Genomic DNA, 17475 nt, shown 5'->3' on the forward strand with positions numbered 1-17475 from the left:
CGGATGCCTCAGCTCCCGGCGACCGGAACGGCGGTGTCGATCCGCCAGACCCGCTGCGTGCCGGTCTTGGTGTCGACCTCGCCCGCGGCGGTGACCGGGATCGTGTCAGGGATACGGTCCGCGACGCGCTGGGTGATGTAGATGCCCGGTTCGTCGGACCCGCCCTGTACGCGGAACGCCAGGTTCACGGCATCCCCCCACATGTCGTAGACGATGCGGGCGCGCCCGATGAGGCCGCTCGTCACCTGACCGGAGTCGAGGCCTGCGCGCAGGCCGAGCTCGACGCCCTGGTGGGCGGAGTAGCGCTCGAGGATCGTGTTGAGCTCGATCGCGAACTCGACCGCGCGGCGCGCGTTGTCGACCCGCGGCGTGCCGAGGCCGACACTCGCGACATAGGACTGCCGGGTCGTGCGCACGCGCTCGACGCCGAGCCGCACCGCGGCCTCATCGAAGATGCGGATCAGCTCGTTGAGCTTGGTGACGGCCTCTTCGGACGAGAGGGTCAGGGCGAGCTCCTCGAACCCGACGATGTCGGCGAAGATCACCGTGACATCCTCGTTGTCCTGGGTGATCGCCTCGTCGCCGTGCCGGTAGCGGTCGGCCATCCCCTCGGGCATGAACGACAGGATCAGCCGCTCGTTCGCCTTCTCCTGCTCCTCGAGCAGGTGCGACTTGACCAGCAGGCTGCGGCTCATGTCGTTGAAGGCGGTCGCGACATCGGCGAGCTCGTCGCTCGTGCCGGCGTCGACCTGCACGCCCTCGTCGCCCTTCGCGATGCGGTTCGCCGCCTCCTTCAGCCGGCGCAGGGGCCGGACGAAGACCTGGGCGAGCACCAGCGAGAGCAGGCAGACGAAGATGATCATCGCGGCGGTGGAGAGGATCAGGTTGCGGGTGAAGTCCTCGACCGGAGCCATCGCCTCCTCGTACGACTCCTGGGCGATGATCACCCAGTTGAGACCGTCGACGTTCACCGGCGCGTAGGAGGTGAGGCTGCTGCGGCCGAGATAGTCATCGGCGAGCAGGGTGCCGCTCTCCCCCGTCAGTGCCCGGGTGACCGCGTCGCCGCCGATCGTCTGCTGCAGCAGGGTGTTGCCGTTCTGCACGCTCAGCGCCGCCGCGGCCGGCGAGAGGCCCGCCGCGATGGCGGCCTTGAGGTAGTCGTCCGGAGAGTCCTGCAGCTGCCGCGAGATCGAGCGCATGAACCCGTCGCGCCCGACCAGGTAGGTCTCGCCGGTGGCGCCCAGGCCGCTGTCGGCCCACTCCCCGCTGACGGTCATGACGTCGTTGATCCGGTCGATCGGCAGCTCCACTGCGAGCGCTCCGATGACCGTGCCGTCCACCGCGATCGGTGTCACGGCCCAGCCCGCGGGATTGCCGAGGCTCGGGCTGTAGCCCGCGAAGTCGGCCAGCACGACGTCGCCCACGATGTTGCTGCTCATGGCCTCGCGGTACGCACCGGCCAGGTTCGACATCCGATACGGTCCGTCGATCAGGTTCGTGCCGAGGTCGACGCCCTTGTACGCCGTGTAGACGACGTTGCCCGCGGTGTCGATCATCAGGACGTCCTCGAACGCCTGCAGTTCGGTCATCGCGCGGTAGTAGGGGTGGTACTGCGCGTGCGCCGCCGACCACGCGCTGCCGTCGCCCGCGTCGTCGACCTTGATCGCGTCTTCCCACGTCTCGTAGGGGATCACGTAGTGGTACTGCAGGTACTGGGCCGCGGCATCCTTCGGCGTGAAGGTGGATCCGTCGACATCCTTGCCGGTCGCCTCGGACAGCTGCGCGGCGAAGGTGTCGGCGTAATAGCCGTCGACGGCAGCGGATGCCGCGGCATCCAGCTCCTGCGCCTGCAGCTCGGCGAAGCCCTCGGTGAAGGCGACGGCCGCCTGCTTGCTGGTCTCGTTCATCGCGCCGAGCCGCACGGCGTTCTCGATCGTCGCGAACAGCTCGGTGACCTCGCGGGCGCGGCTCTCGCGGATCTCGACGAGCTTCTCGGTCGCGATGGAGCGGAGGGCCTGGGTGCCGTTTACGTAGCCGATGACGCCGACCACGATGCTCGACAGCACGCTGACCGACAGCAGCATGATCAGCAGGATCGAGTAGATCGACAGACCGGCACGCTGACGCGGCCGCGGTGTGCCCACCCAATCGGCGGTGACCGCGGCCGGAACGACTTCGTCGGACGCGGTTGTCCGATCTCCGGAAACGCTGGTGACGTTGACTCCTGATAACCCCAGATCCCCAGAACCCCAGGGGATTCGCTCAGGATAGCGGGGCGGGCGCCCCGACCGATAGGGGCGGATGTGACCCGTGTGGCAGTTGTGACCTGGGATGGCTCCTCACCTCGCTGCCACCCCCTCCAGGGTCGTCGAGAGTGTGATGTCTCAGCGTGGAAGTGGTGTCTCGGCACTCTCTAAAGCCCGGGGCGCCTCGAGAAACCACAAACCGGCCGAAACACCACGCAGCGCATGATGTCTCGGCCGGGAAGTGGTTTCTCGAGCGGGAAGTGATGTCTCAGCCGGAAAGTGGTTTCTCGGACGGGCTGGGCAGGCAACGACGACCCCCGAACGCGGCGAGACCCGCACACCCAGAAGGGCGTGCGGGTCTCGCGTGCGTATGGAGCTGTGCGTCAGGCCTTGGCCTCGTCGGCGGCGGCGTCGTCGGCGACGACAGCCTCCTCGGCGACGGCCTCAGCGGCCGCGCCTTCCTCGGGCGACTCGGCACCGGCGTCGACGACGTCCTCGGCGGGAGCCTCCTCGACCGGAGCCTCCTCGACGGGAGCGGCCTTGGCCTTGGCGGCCGGCTTCGACGAAGAAGCAGCAGCCTTCTTGGCCTTCGGGTTCACCGGCTCGAGCACGAGCTCGATGACAGCCATGGGGGCGTTGTCGCCCTTGCGGTTGCCGATCTTGGTGATGCGGGTGTAGCCACCCGGGCGGTCGGCGACGAGCGGCGCGATCTCGGTGAAGAGCTCGTGCACGGCCTCCTTGTTGCCGATGACCGACAGCACGCGGCGGCGGGCGTGCAGGTCGCCGCGCTTGCCGAACGTGACAAGGCGCTCCGCCAGCGGACGCAGGCGCTTGGCCTTGGTCTCGGTGGTGGTGATGCTCTTGTGGATGAACAGCGCAGCAGCGAGGTTCGCGAGCAGCAGGCGCTCGTGGGCGGGACCGCCGCCGAGGCGGGGACCCTTCGTGGGCTTGGGCATATCAATTACTCCAGTGGGAAAAGGTTCGGCTCAGGATGCCTGTGCCCGGCGTCGCCGCCGGGCCTCGGCATCCGTCAGATGGTCTCGTCGTCGTAGCCGCCGTAGAAGTGCGCGCCATCGAACCCGGGAACCGAGTCCTTCAGCGACAGACCGAGCGAGATGAGCTTGTCGCGCACCTCGTCGACCGACTTCTGACCGAAGTTGCGGATGTTCATGAGCTGCGTCTCCGAGAGGGCGACGAGCTCGGACACCGTGTTGATGCCCTCGCGCTTGAGGCAGTTGTACGAGCGAACCGACAGATCGAGGTCCTCGATCGGCATCGACAGCTCGTTCGACAGGACGGTCTCGACCGGCGCGGGGCCGATCTCGATGCCCTCGGCCTCGACGTTCAGCTCGCGGGCGAGACCGAACAGCTCGGTGAGCGTACGACCGGCCGAAGCGACGGCGTCGCGCGGGGCGATCGACGACTTCGACTCGACGTCCAGGACGAGCTTGTCGAAGTCGGTGCGCTCCCCGGCACGGGTCGCGTCGACGCGGTAGCTCACGCGGAGCACCGGCGAGTAGATCGAGTCGATCGGGATCTGACCCGCCTCGGCGTACTCGTTGCGGTTCTGCGTCGCCGACACGTAGCCGCGGCCACGCTCGATGGTGAGCTCCAGCTCGAACTTCGCGGTGTCGTTCAGCGTGGCGATGACCAGCTCGGGGTTGTGGATCTCCACACCGGCGGGAGCGGAGATGTCCGCCGCCGTGACCTGGCCGGCACCCGTCTTGCGCAGGTACGCCGTGATGGGCTCATCGCGCTCGCTCGAGACGACGAGGCGCTTGATGTTCAGGATGATCTCGGTGACATCCTCCTTGACACCGGGAATGGTGCTGAACTCGTGGAGGACACCGTCGAGGCGGATGCTCGTGACGGCCGCACCGGGGATCGACGAGAGGAGGCTGCGACGGAGCGCGTTGCCGATCGTGTAACCGAAGCCGGGTTCCAGCGGCTCGATGACGAAGCGGCTGCGGAACTCCGAGATCTTCTCCTCGGTCAGAGTGGGACGCTGTGCGATGAGCACTATGTGTTCCTTTCGGCGAAGTGCCCGCTATTTGACACTTGCATTTGATGAGGTGTGTTGAGTTTTTTTCGCGGATGCCTCGCGCCGAGGCATCCGGAAGCGTGCGTGGCCCTCGGCAGGCTCAGGAGCCGATCGGTCCCTGAGCCTGTCGAAGGGTCCGAAGATCAGACGCGGCGGCGCTTCGGGGGACGGCAGCCGTTGTGAGCCTGGGGCGTCACATCGTTGATCGAGCCGACCTCGAGGCCAGCGGCCTGGAGGGAGCGGATCGCGGTCTCGCGGCCCGAGCCGGGGCCCTTCACGAAGACGTCGACCTTCTTGACGCCGTGCTCCTGCGCCTGACGCGCAGCAGACTCGGCAGCCATGCCGGCCGCGTACGGGGTCGACTTGCGCGAGCCCTTGAAGCCCACGCCACCGGACGAAGCCCAGCTGATGACGGCGCCCGTCGGGTCGGTGATCGAGACGATCGTGTTGTTGAACGTCGACTTGATGTGGGCCTGGCCCAACGCGATGTTCTTCTTTTCCTTGCGACGCGGCTTGCGCGCGGCGGTCTTGGCCTGTGCCATGTGCGTTTTCTCCTAAACCTTCTGGGCCCGCGTTACTTGCGGCCGGCCTTCTTCTTGCCGGCGACCGTGCGCTTCGGGCCCTTGCGGGTACGCGCGTTCGTCTTGGTGCGCTGACCGTGCACGGGCAGGCCGCGACGGTGGCGGATGCCCTGGTAGGAGCCGATCTCGACCTTGCGGCGGATGTCGGCTGCCACCTCGCGGCGGAGGTCGCCCTCAACCTTGTAGCTCGCGTCGATGTAGTCGCGGAGCGCGATGAGCTGGTCATCGCTGAGGTCCTTCACGCGGACGTCCGGGCTGATCTCGGTCGCGGTGAGGATTTCGTTCGAACGGGTGCGACCCACACCGTAGATGTAGGTCAGGGCGATCACCACGCGCTTGTCGCGCGGGATGTCGACGCCGGCAAGACGTGCCATGCGCATCTCCTAGGAGTGACGTGGAGGTGTGGAGCAGCATCTGTGCCCGGGCCTCCAACCCGGGGTGTCCCCTCCGGTCCCCGAGCTTGTCGAGGGGAGGTTCTGGTGCTGCCTTTATGTGTATTCAGTTGTGGGGTTCCGGATGCCGCGTACCGCGGCATCCGACAGATCTGTGACTAGCCCTGACGCTGCTTGTGGCGCGGGTTCGACTTGCAGATGACCATGACGACGCCGTGACGGCGGATCACCTTGCAGTGATCGCAGATCGGCTTGACGCTGGGCTTGACCTTCATGATGTTTCCTGTTTCGCTGTCTTCGTCGGGCGGGCGCGCGAGCGCCCGGGACGTTACTTCTCGACCGGGTCTAGCGGTAGCGGTAGACGATGCGGCCGCGGGTGAGGTCGTAGGGGCTGAGCTCCACGACGACGCGGTCCTCCGGGATGATGCGGATGTAGTTCTGCCGCATCTTGCCCGAAATCGTGGCGAGGACCTTGTGTCCGTTGCTGAGCTCAACGCGGAACATCGCGTTGGGCAGCGCCTCGGAGATCACGCCTTCGATCTCGATGACACCGTCTTTCTTCGCCATACGCTCGCTAACACTTGTGCAAACCGGTCGGTCTGCGGTGGATGGGGGTTTGGTGCCTGGACACGCCAACAAGGGCGCAACGCACCAAAGATCAAGCATACGTGATAAAGGATAGGTCGGCAAACCCGCGCGGGCCCCGGCGGGGGTGCTCGCCCCCTCTCCCTCGGCCCGGCCGCGCTTGACTCCCGTGCACGAGCCGAGACGTTCCCGGCGAGCCGATACGCCCGCCACCGTCGGCAACGTCACAACTCGCGGACAACGTCACAGCTCGCGAGCGGTGTGACGCTCAGCGGGGTGGGTGCACATGGAAGGCGGCCAGCCGCGACCCGAGCGTCGCGGAAGACTTGATGTCCGCCGACCCCCACCGAGGCATCCTGCGGTGCGTGGTGCCTCGGATCCAGTCCTCGCGCTGCTTCTCCTCGAGCATGACCTGCTCGAGGCTGATGCCACGCTCTTCGGCCTGCAGCAGGTACTTGCCCTTGCCATCGAACTCGCCCCAGGCATCCCCCAGGTCGAAGTCGACGTAGTAGAAGCCGTCATGCGGGGAGGGAATCGGTACCTGCAGCTGCGGAACCCGGAATCCGAGGTCGAGCAGGTACAGCCGGCTGACGCTCTCGCCAGGCAGCTGGGCACGTCCGTCGGCGAGGCCCATCACCAACCGCGCCCGTCGCACTCCCCGCGCCCTGCGGTGGCGCTCTGCGATAGTGAGGACTTCGGCGATGAATTCCTGGGCCGCGGCCGAGTGGTACATGTGAGCGGAGCCGTCCCACGCGACTTTGCGGAGGGCGGCGTCCGCGACTGACAGCCCGGCCTCGAGCGGCACCGTTCGGACGATGTCCGCGACGGTGCGCGCCAGAGTCGTGCACGGAATCCCGTCGATCGTCGTGCGCTCGGTCGCCGCCACTTCGATCTCGTGCCTGGCGATGCCGGGACGCCCGCTGTTCGTGTGGCCATCGAGCCCCGCACTGCTTGTGTGGACGTGCGTCGGGGTAAGCCGGAAGAGCGGCAATTCGTGGATCGCTCCAGCCGAGACGTGCGAGTACGGCGCCTCGGAGCTCGAGCGCTGCGCGTCGACAGCCACCACCTGCAGCAGATGACGACCCTCGGCGTACTGCGCGTCCCACACCGACTCTTCGACGTAGACGCCCCGATGCACCCGCCGCAGCGTCCCGTCAGCGAGCGCAGCCGACACCGCTCTGTCGCTCAGCCCTCTCGCCGCGAGGTCCGAGCGGAACAGCAGGTGGCCACGAGCATCGGAGATTCTCACGCCACAACCGTGCCTCCAGGCTGGGCCCCGGCATCCGACCCGTCCCTTAGGTGTGGAATCCCCCGCCGCCATCCCTTCTCGGGAGGAGCCGCCGCCGCGAAAACCCAGCGCGAGCCGAGACGTTGCCGTCGAGCCGATACCGTTCCCACCATGGGGAGCGTATCGACTCGCGGCGAACGTATCGGCTCGACGCGAAGTAGAAGCAGAGAGGAGGTTCAGCCCTGGAGGGGGGTCACCAGGTCGGCCTCGGGGTCGCCGGTCAGCGTCAGGATCTCGCCGTTCAGCACCACCGTGGGAGTGCCGATGCCGGCGGCGCCCTCCTTGACCGGGGTCTTCTCGGTCATCGCCGTGACGTAGTCCATGTACCGGCCGTCGTTCACGCACGAGTCGATGCCGGTCACGCCGACGCCCTCGGCGATCGCGAGGATCTGGTCGTCGGTCAGTCCCGTCGAGCCCTCCGCGGGCTGGTTCGCGTACATCGCCTGCATGAAGGAGACGGATGCCTCGGCATCCGCCACTGCGACGCAGTACATCGCGCTGGCAGCCCGGGTGGAGTACTCGGTGCCCTGCGAGGCCCGGTCGAGGATAGAGATCGGGTGGATGTTCTGGGTGATCGTCCCGTCGTCCACCAGGCCCTCGATCGTCGGGCCGTAGCTCTGCTCGAAGTCGTTGCAGATCGGGCACATGAAGTCGATGTAGGTGTCGAGCACGTCCGCGCCGTCGCCCACGATGATCGCGCCGGTCTCGGTGTCGATGTTCGAGGCCTCCGGCGACTGACCGGGTGCGGTCGAGGTCGCCGCGTTGTTCATCCACACGACCAGTCCGCCGACCACGACGAGCGCCACGACGACCCCCACGCTGATCCAGATCGCGAACCAGTTCACCTTGCGTGCAGCCGCAGCCATACCTCTGCCTCTCAGTCGATCGCCGTCGGCACGACACCGAACGGCGCGAGGCCCGCGGCCCCGCCGTCGGGTGCCGTCAGCACCCAGATCCCGCCATCATGCACGGCGACGCTATGTTCCCAATGGGAGCCGGCGGTGCCGTCGATCGTGGATACGGTCCAGCCGTCGTCCTCGATGAAGGTCGCCTGGTCTCCGATGACGACCATCGGCTCGATCGCCACGGCGAGGCCGGGCCGCACATCGGGCCCGTCCTCGGGGACGCGGTAGTTGAACACCGACGGCGACTCGTGCATCTTGCGGCCGATGCCGTGGCCGACGTAGTCGCGCAAGATGCCGTAGCCGAGCCCCGACGCGACGATGTAGTCCTGCACCGCGCCGCCGACCTCGCCCAGGTGGCGGGCCGTGGCGAGCGCCGCGATCCCCGCCCACAGCGAACCCTCGGTGATGCGGGACAGCTGCTCGCGCTCGGCGACGACCTCGGGGCGCGAGGGGTCCGGCACGACGACCGTGAAGGCCGAGTCGCCGTTCCAGCCGCGATACTCCGCGCCCGCGTCGATCGAGACGATGTCGCCCGGCTCGAGCACGCGCGAGGACGGGATCCCGTGCACGACCTGCTCGTTGACCGACGTGCAGATCGTGTGGCGGTACCCGCGCACCATCTGGAAGTTCGAGAGCGCGCCCCGAGCGCCGATGACACGGGATGCCTCGGCATCCAGTTCCGCCGTCGTGACACCCGGGGCGATCAGGGTGCGCACCGCGGCCAGCGCGGCGGCCGTGATCAGCCCGGGCTCCACCATCGACCGCAGCTGGGCGGGCGACTTGTAGATCGAGCGGCGGAACGCGACCACGTCAGGCGGCGGCAGCGCGCGCGAGGCCACGGGCCTCGAGAGCGGCGACGATCCGGTCGGTGATCTCGTCGAGCGAGCCGACGCCGTCGATCTCGACGACGATGCCGCGCGGCCGGTAGACATCGAGGATCGGGGCCGTCTCACGCTCGTAGATCGCGAGCCGGTTGACGATGACCTCTTCGGTGTCGTCGCTGCGCCCCTGCTTCGCTGCACGCAGCGACAGGCGGGAGATGCTCTCGTCGCGCGGCACCACGAGCTCGATCACCGCGTCCAGCTCTTCGCCGCGTCCGCCGAGGAACGCGTCGAGATCTGCGACCTGGCCCAGGTTGCGCGGGTAGCCGTCGAGCAGGAAGCCGCTCGCGGCATCCGGCTGCGACAGCCGGTCGCGCACGACCGCGCTGGTCAGCTCATCGGGCACGAGGTTGCCGGCCTGGATGATCTCGGTGACCTGCGTGCCCAGCTCGGAGCCGCTCGCCACCGCGGCCCGGAACATGTCCCCGGTCGAGATGGCCGGGATGCCGAAGCCCTCCGCGATGCGGATGCCCTGGGTGCCCTTGCCTGAGCCCTGCGGGCCGACGATCAGGAGCCGGACGTGACGCGCGTCGCGCGCCCCCGTCACCGGAGCAGCCCTTCGTAGTGCCGCTGCTGCAGCTGCGCATCGATCTGCTTGACCGTCTCGAGACCGACGCCGACCATGATCAGGATCGAGGTGCCGCCGAACGGGAAGTTCTGGTTCGCACCGACGAGGGCCAGCGCGATCAGCGGAAGCAGCGCGATCAGACCGAGGTAGATCGAGCCGGGCAGCGTGATGCGGGTGAGCACGTAGTCCAGGTACTCGGCGGTCGGCCGGCCGGCACGGATGCCGGGGATGAAGCCGCCGTACTTCTTCATGTTGTCGGCGACCTCGACCGGGTTGAACGTGATCGCGACGTAGAAGTACGTGAAGCCGACGATGAGCAGGAAGTACAGGAGCATGTAGAGCGGGTGGTCACCGCGCACCAGGTACAGCTGGATCCAGGCGACCCAGCCCGGCACGGTCTCGCCGGCCTGCGGCTGGTTGAACTGCGCGATCAAGGCGGGGATGTACAGCAGCGACGAGGCGAAGATGACGGGCACGACGCCGGCCATGTTCACCTTGATCGGGATGTAGGTGTTGGTGCCGCCATAGGTGCGACGGCCGACCATGCGCTTGGCGTACTGCACCGGGATGCGGCGCTGGGACTGCTCGACGAACACCACGAGCGTCATCACCACGATGCCGACGGCGACGACGAGGAGGAAGACCTCGAAGCCCTTCGTCTGCGCGATGGCCCACAGCGATGCGGGGAACGCTGCGGCGATGGAGGTGAAGATCAGGATCGACATGCCGTTGCCGATGCCCTTCTCGGTGACGAGTTCGGCGAACCACATGATGAGGCCGGTGCCGGCGGTCAGCGTGATGATCATCAGGAGCTGCGCCCACCAGATGGTGTTGGTGAGGAGATCCTGGCACTCCGGGACGCCGGACGATCCGAACAGCTGACCGCTGCGGGCGACCGTGACGAGCGTCGTGGACTGCAGCAGCGCCAGCGCGATCGTCAGGTAGCGGGTGTACTGCGTGAGCTTGGCCTGGCCCGACTGGCCCTCTTTGTAGAGGGTCTCGAAGTGCGGGATGACCACGCGCAGGAGCTGGATGATGATCGTCGACGTGATGTACGGCATGACGCCGAGCGCGAAGATCGACAGCTGCAGCAGCGCGCCACCTGAGAACAGGTTGACCAGCGACAGCAGACCCTCGGTGCCGGCGCTCGCCGCGAGGCAGGCCTGCACGTTCGGGAAGTCGACGAAGGGGGCCGGCACATGCGCGCCGAGCCGGTACAGGGCGATGATCGCCAGTGTGAATGCGATCTTCCGACGTAGATCAGGGGTACGGAAGACCCGCGCGATAGCGCTGAACAAGAGGATGCCTCCAGAAGGGATGCCGGTGCGCGACGGGGCGCACCGTCAACAAGAGTAACGCAGGGCGCACCCCTCGACGTTGCGGGGGCGGCTCCGGAGACAGCAGCGAGGGCTGGAGACCTGCTCCAGCCCTCGCGGCTTCACTGCTATTTGACCGAACCGCCCGCGGCGACGATCTTCTGCTCGGCAGAACCCGAGACCTTGTCGACCGACACTGTGAGCTTGACCGCGATGTCGCCGGTGCCGAGCACCTTGACCTTCTCGTTCTTGCGAACGGCACCCTTGGCGACGAGGTCGCCGATGGTGACCTCTCCACCCTTGGGGTACAGCTCGGCAAGCTTCTCGAGGTTGACGACCTGGTACTCGACCCGGAACGGGTTCTTGAACCCGCGGAGCTTCGGGGTGCGCATGTGCAGCGGCATCTGCCCACCCTCGAAGCCGGCCTTGACCTGGTAGCGGGCCTTCTGACCCTTGGTGCCACGACCGGCCGTCTTACCCTTCGAGCCCTCACCGCGACCCACGCGGGTCTTGGCGGTGTTGGACCCGGGGACGGGACGCAGGTGGTGCACCTTGAGCACGCCGGGGCGCGCTGCCGGGGCATCCGCCTTCGGAGCGGCCTTCTTGGCGGGTGCCTTCTTGGCGGTGGTCGCCTTGTCAGCAGCAGCCTTGGCGGGCGCCTTCTTTGCGGCAGCCTTGGGGGCGGCCTTCTTCTTGGGAGCCTCAGCCTTGACGGCCTCGACCTTTTCGTTCTCAGCCATCAGTCGATCTCCTCAACCTTCACGAGGTGAGCGACGGTCCGGACGTAGCCGCGCGTCTGCGCGTCGTCGGGGCGGACGACAGAGTCGCCGATCCGCTTCAGACCGAGCGAGCGCAGCGTGTCCCGCTGATTCTGCTTCTCACTCACCTTGGACTTTGTCTGCGTGACCTTCAGCCGCGAAGCCATCAGGCACCTACCTTCTGTGCGGCCGCGGCAGCCTCAGCCTCGGCACGGACGAGCCGGGCGGGGGCGACCTGGTCGAACTCGAGGCCACGACGCGCGGCGACCGCGCGCGGCTCCTCGAGCTGCTTGAGCGCTGCGACGGTCGCGTGCACGATGTTGATCGTGTTCGACGAGCCGAGCGACTTCGAGAGGACGTCGTGGATGCCGGCGCACTCGAGGACGGCGCGCACAGGCCCACCCGCGATGACACCGGTACCGGACGATGCCGGACGCAGCAGCACGACACCGGCAGCGGCCTCACCCTGCACCGGGTGCGGGATGGTGGAGCCGACACGGGGAACGCGGAAGAAGTTGCGCTTGGCCTCTTCGACACCCTTCGAGATCGCCAGGGGGACCTCTCGGGCCTTGCCGTAGCCGACCCCGACGACGCCGTTTCCGTCGCCCACGACCACGAGGGCCGTGAAGCTGAAGCGGCGGCCGCCCTTGACGACCTTCGACACGCGGTTGATCGTGACGACGCGCTCCAGGAACTGGCTCTTGTCCGCGTCACGCGAACCGCGGTCACGCTGGTTGGCGTTGCGCTCACGGCCACCGCGGCGGGGCTCGCGCTCCCGCTCGGTGGTCGCCTCGGCAGGCGCCTCAGTCGTGGCGGCAGCAGCAGCCGGCTCGGTCACGTTGGTCTCCTTGATTTCACTCACAGGTTCAGCCCCCCTTCGCGGGCGCCGTCGGCGATTGCCGCGACCCGGCCCGCGTAGCGGTTGCCACCACGGTCGAACACGACGTCTTCGACGCCGGCGGCCTTGGCACGCTCGGCGACGAGTTCGCCGACCTTGCGGGCCTTCGCGGTCTTGTCACCGTCGAACGTACGAAGGTCGGTTTCGAGGGTCGACGCGGATGCCACGGTGTGGCCCTTGCTGTCGTCCACAACCTGCACGAACACGTGGCGGGCCGAACGCGTGACGACCAGGCGCGGACGCGCCTCGGTGCCGATGACCTTCTTGCGAAGGCGGGCGTGACGACGCGAACGCGCGTCTGTCTTCGACTTCACAGCCATGGTTACTTCCCACTCTTTCCGGCCTTGCGGCGCACGACCTCGCCGGCGTACCGCACACCCTTGCCCTTGTAGGGCTCGGGCTTACGAATCTTGCGGATGTTCGCAGCCGCCTCGCCGACGGCCTGCTTGTCGATGCCGCTGACGGTGAGCTTGTTGTTGCCCTCGACCGTCAGGGTGATGCCCTTGGGCGGGTCGATCAGAACGGGGTGCGAGAAGCCCAGGGCGAACTCGACCGAGCTGCCCTTCTGCGCAACGCGGTAACCCGTGCCGACGACCTCGAGGCCCTTGGTGTAGCCCGTGGTGACACCGATGATGTTGTTGTTGATGAGGGTGCGGGTCAGGCCGTGAAGCGACCGCGACGCACGCTCGTCGTCGGGACGGGTGACGAGCACCTGCCCCTCTTCGACGACGACCTCGATGGGACGGGCCACGGTGAGCGCAAGCTCGCCCTTGGGGCCCTTGACGGCGACATCCTGGCCGTCGACCGTGATGGTCACGCCGGCGGGAATGTCGATCGGGAGACGTCCAATACGCGACATATCAGGTCACCACACGTAGGCGAGGACTTCCCCACCCACGCCCTTCTGCTCGGCCTGGCGGTCCGTGAGAAGACCGGAGGAGGTGGAGAGGATGGCGACGCCGAGGCCGCCGAGGACCTTGGGGATCTCGCTCGACTTCGCGTACACGCGGAGGCCGGGCTTCGAGACACGCTTGATGCCGGCGATCGACCGCTCGCGGTTCGGGCCGTACTTCAGCTCGAGGGTGAGGGTCTGGCCCACGCGGGCTTCCGACACCTCCCAGGAAGCGATGTAGCCCTCACGCTTGAGGATCTCGGCGATGTGCGACTTGAGCTTCGAGCTCGGCAGCGACACGGAGTCGTGGTGCGCCGAGTTCGCGTTGCGCAGCCGGGTCAGCATGTCTGCGACCGGGTCTGTCATTGTCATGGGTTGTTTCCTTTGTTCATAAGGTTTCGGCTGCCGTTACACGACAGACGACCTTCTATGAGGGCCCCGGGCCCTGAGACGAGCTCAGGGACCGGGATGGGGTGTTACGCCTGGGCGTCTTCCGTGCGGAACGGGAAGCCCAGGGCGCGCAGCAGGGCGCGGCCTTCGGCATCCGTGTTCGCCGTGGTCACGACAGTGATGTCGAAACCACGCACGCGGTCGATCTTGTCCTGGTTGATCTCGTGGAACACGGACTGCTCCTGGAGACCGAACGTGTAGTTGCCGTGGCCGTCGAACTGGTCACCCGAGAGGCCGCGGAAGTCGCGGATACGGGGCAGTGCGAGGTTGACCAGGCGGTCGAGGAACTCCCAGGCACGGTCGCCGCGAAGGGTGACGTGTGCACCGATCGGCTGACCCTCGCGCAGCTTGAACTGCGCGATGGACTTGCGGGCCTTGGTGACGACGGGCTTCTGCCCGGTGATCTTGGTGAGGTCGTCGACCGCACCATCGATCACCTTGCTGTCGCGCGCAGCCTCACCGACACCGGTGTTGACGACGACCTTCACGAGACCGGGGATCTGCATGACGTTCGCGTAGCCGAACTCTTCCTGCAGCGCCTTCTTGATCTCGCTGTTGTACTTCTGCTTCAGGCGGGGCTGGATCTTGCCAGCCACTGCGGCAGTGGTGCTCATGTTCAGAGGTCCTTGCCTGACTTCTTCGCGTAGCGCACGCGGACGGTGCGCTTCACGCCGTCCTTGGTCTTCTCCTCGACGCGGTGGCCGACACGGGTCGGCTTCTTGCTCGAGGGGTCGACGATGGCGACGTTGGAGATGTGGATGGGGGCCTCGAAGGTCTCGATGCCGCCCGTCTTGGTGCCGCGCTGGGTCTGACCCACGCGGGTGTGCTTCGTGACGTAGTTCACGCCCTCGACGATCACGCGGTTCTGCTCGACGAGGACCTCGAGGACCTTGCCCTGCTTGCCGCGGTCTCCGCCGTTGGCCTGCTTCTTGCCCGTGAGGACCTGAACCAGGTCACCCTTTTTGATCTTCGCCATGACTAAATGACCTCCGGCGCCAGCGAGACGATCTTCATGAACTTCTTGTCACGAAGCTCACGGCCGACCGGTCCGAAGATGCGGGTGCCGCGGGGCTCCCCGTCGTTCTTCAGGATGACGGCGGCGTTCTCGTCGAACTTGATGTAGGAGCCGTCGGGACGACGGGTCTCTTTCTTGGTACGGACGATGACGGCCTTGACCACATCGCCCTTCTTGACGTTGCCGCCCGGGATCGCGTCCTTGACCGTGGCGACGATGACGTCGCCCAGGCCCGCATAGCGCCGGTTGGAGCCGCCGAGCACACGAATGGTGAGCAGCTCCTTGGCGCCGGTGTTGTCGGCGACCTTCAGTCGGGATTCGTTCTGAATCACTTGTTACTCCTTGGGTTCCAAGAGGCCGAGGCCTACTTGGCCTTCTCGAGGATCTCGACCAGGCGCCAGCGCTTGGTGGCGCTCAGCGGACGGGTCTCGTTGATGAGGACGAGGTCGCCGATGCCGGCAGAGTTGCCCTCATCGTGCGCCTTGACCTTCGAGGTGCGACGGATGACCTTGCCGTAGAGGGGGTGCTTTACGCGGTCCTCGACCTCGACGACGATCGTCTTGTCCATCTTGTCGCTCACCACGTAGCCGCGGCGGGACTTGCGGTAACCGCGGGCGTCGACGTCGCGCACATCGTGCGCGGACGACTCGTGACCGGCGGCAGCCGTCTCGACAGCTTCGACCGCGACGGTCTCCGCCTTCTTGGGGGCCGCCTTCTTGGGGGCGGCCTTCTTCTCGGTGGTCTCAGCCATTACTCGGCCTCTTCCTTCACGGCCGAGTCAGCGGCATTCGCCTTCTTGGCCTTCGTCTTCTTCGCCTTCGTCGCAACCTCGACGGGAGCGGGAGTGGCACGGATGCCGAGCTCGCGCTCACGGATCACGGTGTAGAGCCGCGCGATGTCGCGCTTGACCGCGCGAATGCGGCCGTGGCTCTCGAGCTGGCCGGTGGCCGACTGGAAGCGCAGGTTGAACAGCTCTTCCTTGGCCTTGCGCAGCTCCTCGACGAGGCGCTGGTCCTCGAACGTGTCGAGCTCGCTCGGTGCGAGCGTCTTTGTGCCGATCGCCATTATGCGTCGCCCTCCTCGCGCTTGATGATGCGTGCCTTCAGGGGCAGCTTGTGAATTGCACGGGTCAGGGCCTCGCGAGCGAGCTCCTCGTTGACACCGGCGACCTCGAAGAGGACGCGACCCGGCTTGACGTTCGCGACCCACCACTCGGGCGAGCCCTTACCCGAACCCATGCGGGTTTCAGCGGGCTTCTTGGTGAGCGGACGGTCGGGGTAGATGTTGATCCACACCTTGCCGCCACGCTTGATGTGACGCGTCATCGCGATACGAGCGGACTCGATCTGACGGTTGGTCACATAAGCGGGCGTGAGGGCCTGGATGCCGAACTCGCCGAAGCTGACCTTCGTGCCACCGGTCGCCTGACCGGTACGGCCCGGGTGGTGCTGCTTGCGGTGCTTGACCTTACGGGGAATAAGCATCAGGCTGACGCTCCTTCTGCGACGGGGGCGTCGTTGCGCGGGCTGCGGCGACGGTCGCCACCACGGTCATCGCGACCACGGGGTGCCTTCGGCGCGTTGGCCTGCTCGCGAGCCAGTTCCTTGGCGGTGAGGTCGCCCTTGTAGATCCAGACCTTCACGCCGATACGGCCGAAGGTGGTCTTCGCCTCGTAGAAGCCGTAGTCGATGTTCGCGCGCAGGGTGTGCAGGGGCACACGGCCTTCGCGGTAGAACTCCGACCGGCTCATCTCGGCGCCGCCGAGGCGGCCGGAGACCTGGATGCGGACACCCTTGGCGCCGGCGCGCTGAGCACCCTGCAGACCCTTGCGCATCGCGCGGCGGAAAGCCACACGTGCGGAGAGCTGCTCGGCGATGCCCTGCGCGACGAGCTGAGCGTCGGCCTCGGGGTTCTTGACCTCGAGGATGTTCAGCTGGATCTGCTTGCCGCTGAGCTTCTCGAGGTCGGCGCGGATGCGCTCGGCCTCGGCGCCGCGGCGGCCGATGACGATTCCAGGACGCGCGGTGTGGATGTCGACGCGAACGCGGTCACGCGTGCGCTCGATCTCGATGTTGCTCACACCGGCGCGGTCGAGGTTGGTCTGCAGCAGCTTCCGGATCTTGATGTCCTCGGCGACGTAGTCGGCGTAACGCTGGCCCGGCTTCGTGGAATCCGAGAACCAACGCGACACGTGGTCCGTGGTGATACCGAGGCGGAAGCCGTACGGGTTTACCTTCTGTCCCATTACTTGCTCGCCTTCTTACTGGTCTTTGCGGCTGCGTCAGCGACCACGGGGGTCGACAGCAGGACCGTGATGTGGCTCGTGCGCTTCTTGATCTGGAAGGCGCGGCCCTGTGCACGGGGGCGGAAACGCTTCAGCGTCGTCCCCTCGTCCACGTAGGCGTTCGCGATGTACAGATCCTGCTCATCGAGGTACTCGCCGGTCTTGTCGGCCGTGACGCGAGCGTTCGCGATGCCGGCAGCGACGAGCTTTGCGATCGGCTCGCTAGCGGCCTGCGGCGCGAACTTCAGGATGGCCAGGGCCTCCTGAGCCTGCTTGCCCTTGATCAGCGCGACGACACGACGAGCCTTCTGAGGGGTCACGCGGATGTGTCGCACGCGTGCGATGGACTCCACCATTTCTCTCTCCTCTTACGCC

The 17475-nt window shown here is 66.9% G+C and carries 26 protein-coding genes; all 26 read right to left on the reverse strand.

Translation table 11 applies throughout. The features are described 5' to 3' along the window. Positions 1-8: 8 nt before the first annotated feature. The 26 genes from ACXJ3V_RS18495 to rplV all read right to left on the reverse strand — a co-directional run bounded on the left by ACXJ3V_RS18495 (position 9) and on the right by rplV (position 17456). Positions 9-2144, reverse strand: coding sequence for an adenylate/guanylate cyclase domain-containing protein (locus tag ACXJ3V_RS18495; protein ID WP_457101818.1), 2136 nt, complete (start codon positions 2142-2144; stop codon positions 9-11). A 485-nt stretch (positions 2145-2629) separates the two neighbouring features. Then, entirely contained in the window at positions 2630-3202 is a 573-nt protein-coding gene (gene rplQ / locus ACXJ3V_RS18500; protein WP_457101819.1) for a 50S ribosomal protein L17, read from the reverse strand. A 74-nt stretch (positions 3203-3276) separates the two neighbouring features. Then, positions 3277-4266: a DNA-directed RNA polymerase subunit alpha gene (locus tag ACXJ3V_RS18505; RefSeq protein WP_457101820.1), complete on the reverse strand. Its 990-nt coding sequence runs from the start codon at positions 4264-4266 to the stop codon at positions 3277-3279. A 164-nt stretch (positions 4267-4430) separates the two neighbouring features. Beyond that, positions 4431-4829: a 30S ribosomal protein S11 gene (rpsK, locus tag ACXJ3V_RS18510; protein WP_457101821.1), complete on the reverse strand. Its 399-nt coding sequence runs from the start codon at positions 4827-4829 to the stop codon at positions 4431-4433. Between the two features lie 32 nt (positions 4830-4861). Then, a complete protein-coding gene (gene rpsM / locus ACXJ3V_RS18515) occupies positions 4862-5242 on the reverse strand; it encodes a 30S ribosomal protein S13 (RefSeq protein ID WP_457101822.1) in 381 nt (126 codons plus the stop codon). A gap of 176 nt (positions 5243-5418) precedes the next feature. Further along, complete coding sequence (gene rpmJ / locus ACXJ3V_RS18520) at positions 5419-5535, reverse strand: 50S ribosomal protein L36 (RefSeq protein WP_183499672.1); 117 nt, start codon at positions 5533-5535, stop codon at positions 5419-5421. A gap of 70 nt (positions 5536-5605) precedes the next feature. Further along, positions 5606-5827 (reverse strand): translation initiation factor IF-1, encoded by a 222-nt coding sequence (gene infA, locus ACXJ3V_RS18525; RefSeq protein ID WP_017201569.1) that lies wholly within the window; start codon positions 5825-5827, stop codon positions 5606-5608. A 286-nt stretch (positions 5828-6113) separates the two neighbouring features. Continuing rightward, positions 6114-7094, reverse strand: coding sequence for a type IV toxin-antitoxin system AbiEi family antitoxin domain-containing protein (locus ACXJ3V_RS18530; protein WP_457101823.1), 981 nt, complete (start codon positions 7092-7094; stop codon positions 6114-6116). A gap of 215 nt (positions 7095-7309) precedes the next feature. Continuing rightward, the gene (locus tag ACXJ3V_RS18535; protein WP_457101824.1) at positions 7310-7999 is read right to left on the reverse strand and encodes a DsbA family protein; all 690 of its coding nucleotides are present in this window, start codon (positions 7997-7999) and stop codon (positions 7310-7312) included. Between the two features lie 11 nt (positions 8000-8010). Further along, positions 8011-8877 (reverse strand): type I methionyl aminopeptidase, encoded by an 867-nt coding sequence (map, locus tag ACXJ3V_RS18540; RefSeq protein WP_457101825.1) that lies wholly within the window; start codon positions 8875-8877, stop codon positions 8011-8013. Continuing rightward, entirely contained in the window at positions 8849-9466 is a 618-nt protein-coding gene (locus ACXJ3V_RS18545) for an adenylate kinase (protein ID WP_457101826.1), read from the reverse strand. The genes map and ACXJ3V_RS18545 overlap by 29 nt, the downstream gene beginning before the upstream one ends. Next, the gene (gene secY / locus ACXJ3V_RS18550; RefSeq protein ID WP_457101827.1) at positions 9463-10785 is read right to left on the reverse strand and encodes a preprotein translocase subunit SecY; all 1323 of its coding nucleotides are present in this window, start codon (positions 10783-10785) and stop codon (positions 9463-9465) included. Before secY ends, ACXJ3V_RS18545 begins: the two co-directional genes overlap by 4 nt. 146 nt (positions 10786-10931) lie before the next feature. Further along, entirely contained in the window at positions 10932-11543 is a 612-nt protein-coding gene (rplO, locus tag ACXJ3V_RS18555; RefSeq protein ID WP_457101828.1) for a 50S ribosomal protein L15, read from the reverse strand. Continuing rightward, positions 11543-11728 (reverse strand): 50S ribosomal protein L30, encoded by a 186-nt coding sequence (gene rpmD, locus ACXJ3V_RS18560; protein WP_457101829.1) that lies wholly within the window; start codon positions 11726-11728, stop codon positions 11543-11545. Before rpmD ends, rplO begins: the two co-directional genes overlap by 1 nt. Then, entirely contained in the window at positions 11728-12399 is a 672-nt protein-coding gene (gene rpsE, locus ACXJ3V_RS18565) for a 30S ribosomal protein S5 (protein ID WP_457101830.1), read from the reverse strand. The genes rpmD and rpsE overlap by 1 nt, the downstream gene beginning before the upstream one ends. Before the next feature lie 20 nt (positions 12400-12419). Next, positions 12420-12779, reverse strand: coding sequence for a 50S ribosomal protein L18 (gene rplR, locus ACXJ3V_RS18570; RefSeq protein WP_457101831.1), 360 nt, complete (start codon positions 12777-12779; stop codon positions 12420-12422). Between the two features lie 2 nt (positions 12780-12781). Continuing rightward, a complete protein-coding gene (rplF, locus tag ACXJ3V_RS18575; protein ID WP_457101832.1) occupies positions 12782-13318 on the reverse strand; it encodes a 50S ribosomal protein L6 in 537 nt (178 codons plus the stop codon). A 6-nt stretch (positions 13319-13324) separates the two neighbouring features. Beyond that, complete coding sequence (rpsH, locus tag ACXJ3V_RS18580; RefSeq protein WP_457101833.1) at positions 13325-13723, reverse strand: 30S ribosomal protein S8; 399 nt, start codon at positions 13721-13723, stop codon at positions 13325-13327. 104 nt (positions 13724-13827) lie between these two features. Beyond that, complete coding sequence (gene rplE, locus ACXJ3V_RS18585) at positions 13828-14415, reverse strand: 50S ribosomal protein L5 (RefSeq protein WP_457101834.1); 588 nt, start codon at positions 14413-14415, stop codon at positions 13828-13830. A 2-nt stretch (positions 14416-14417) separates the two neighbouring features. Further along, positions 14418-14777, reverse strand: coding sequence for a 50S ribosomal protein L24 (rplX, locus tag ACXJ3V_RS18590; RefSeq protein WP_457101835.1), 360 nt, complete (start codon positions 14775-14777; stop codon positions 14418-14420). A 2-nt stretch (positions 14778-14779) separates the two neighbouring features. Next, a complete protein-coding gene (gene rplN / locus ACXJ3V_RS18595; protein WP_457101836.1) occupies positions 14780-15148 on the reverse strand; it encodes a 50S ribosomal protein L14 in 369 nt (122 codons plus the stop codon). Between the two features lie 32 nt (positions 15149-15180). After that, a complete protein-coding gene (gene rpsQ / locus ACXJ3V_RS18600) occupies positions 15181-15567 on the reverse strand; it encodes a 30S ribosomal protein S17 (protein WP_457101837.1) in 387 nt (128 codons plus the stop codon). Then, positions 15567-15881, reverse strand: a complete 315-nt coding sequence (gene rpmC / locus ACXJ3V_RS18605; RefSeq protein ID WP_457101838.1) for a 50S ribosomal protein L29 — start codon at positions 15879-15881, stop codon at positions 15567-15569. The genes rpsQ and rpmC overlap by 1 nt, the downstream gene beginning before the upstream one ends. Continuing rightward, positions 15881-16300 (reverse strand): 50S ribosomal protein L16, encoded by a 420-nt coding sequence (gene rplP, locus ACXJ3V_RS18610; RefSeq protein ID WP_457101839.1) that lies wholly within the window; start codon positions 16298-16300, stop codon positions 15881-15883. The genes rpmC and rplP overlap by 1 nt, the downstream gene beginning before the upstream one ends. Further along, positions 16300-17061 carry a 30S ribosomal protein S3 gene (gene rpsC / locus ACXJ3V_RS18615; protein ID WP_457101840.1) on the reverse strand — a complete coding sequence of 254 codons (762 nt, stop codon included), beginning with the start codon at positions 17059-17061 and terminating at the stop codon, positions 16300-16302. The genes rplP and rpsC overlap by 1 nt, the downstream gene beginning before the upstream one ends. After that, positions 17061-17456, reverse strand: a complete 396-nt coding sequence (gene rplV, locus ACXJ3V_RS18620) for a 50S ribosomal protein L22 (protein ID WP_457101841.1) — start codon at positions 17454-17456, stop codon at positions 17061-17063. The genes rpsC and rplV overlap by 1 nt, the downstream gene beginning before the upstream one ends. Positions 17457-17475: the final 19 nt, after the last annotated feature.

It is taken from the genome of Microbacterium sp. P5_E9 (genome assembly GCF_054049175.1).